This window comes from Streptomyces sp. H39-S7 (assembly GCF_027158205.1).
In the GTDB taxonomy this organism is placed as follows: domain Bacteria; phylum Actinomycetota; class Actinomycetes; order Streptomycetales; family Streptomycetaceae; genus Actinacidiphila.
This window is the reverse complement of the sequence record NZ_JAPVLU010000144.1, coordinates 1-630: the sequence shown is the minus strand read 5'-3', so window position 1 is coordinate 630 and position 630 is coordinate 1. Positions and strand designations below refer to the sequence as shown.

At 69.4% G+C, this 630-nt stretch carries 1 pseudogene; it reads left to right on the top strand.

Annotation, left to right across the window (positions count from 1 at the left end):
• Positions 1 to 630 (top strand): annotated as a pseudogene (locus tag O3X23_RS43890) (glycoside hydrolase family 65 protein); the annotation flags it as partial.

The window sequence follows — 630 nt, the reverse complement described above, 5'->3', positions numbered from 1 at the left end:
TCGATGACAACGCGTACACCAATGTGACAGCCGCATGGGTCCTGGCCCGTGCTCTGGAACTCGCCGGAAGCCTGCCCGCCCCACGCCGCCAGGCGCTCTTCGAGCGCATCGGGCTAAACGCGGGAGAGCTCGAACTCTGGGAGGACGTCTCGCACCGGCTGCGGGTGCCCTTCCACCGCGGAGTCATCAGTCAGTTCGAGGGCTACGGCGATCTGACGGAGCTCGACTGGGACGCCTTCCGGACCCGGCACGGGGACATCCGGCGCCTCGACCGGATCCTGGAGGCCGAGGGCGACACCGTCAATGCCTACCAGGCGTCGAAACAGGCCGACGTGCTGATGCTCGGCTACCTCTTCCCACCGGCCGAACTCGCCGCGCTCTTCCGGCGCCTCGGGTACGAACTCGACGACGACACCTGGCGCACGACCGTCGACTACTACCTGCGCAGAACCAGCCACGGCTCGACCCTCAGCGGCCTGGTCCACGGATGGGTACTGGCCCGCGCCCGCCGGGCCGGCGCCTGGAAGTACTGCCAGGAGGCGCTCACCGGAGACGTGGCCGACCTTCAGGGCGGCACCACCGCCGAGGGCATTCACCTGGGCGCCATGGCCGGCACGCTCGACCTCGTCC